A 431-nucleotide genomic window follows, 5' to 3' on the forward strand; every position below is an offset into this window, starting at 1 on the left:
ATTGGTTGTAAAATAACTTCTTTCTCTGTGATGATTGGCATGATTGGGTTTAGTGTAATATGAAAATACACATCTTGACCAAATTCATTTTCAGGAATTTCAACTTTATAATGAGTACTCGTTTCATATCCAGATTTTGACGCAAAACTTATATAAGCCGGCATGCACTTTAAATTAAAAACAGCCTCACCCTTATCATTTGTAAGATTTGAAGTAATACCTTTCATATCATTGTCCAGTATTTCAACAGTAGCTCCTTCAATTATTTTTCCAGTCTTCTCATCTATTACTTTAATATATGAATTAAAATTACAAATCGGATCTGCTTTGTAGATATTGTCTACTCCATCTCTGTTACTTGAGAAGAAGCCAACTTTCTTAGTAGCGTTGTAAGTGAATGCAAAATCGTCTTTTGATGTATTTACTGGTTC

At 31.8% G+C, this 431-nt stretch carries 1 protein-coding gene; it reads right to left on the reverse strand.

Annotation, left to right across the window (positions count from 1 at the left end; translation table 11 throughout):
• Positions 1-431 (reverse strand): carboxypeptidase-like regulatory domain-containing protein (locus OJ995_RS13535; protein ID WP_264369917.1); only part of this gene is annotated, 431 nt, incomplete at both ends.

It is taken from the genome of Flavobacterium lacisediminis (assembly GCF_025909975.1).
Lineage (GTDB): Bacteria > Bacteroidota > Bacteroidia > Flavobacteriales > Flavobacteriaceae > Flavobacterium > Flavobacterium lacisediminis.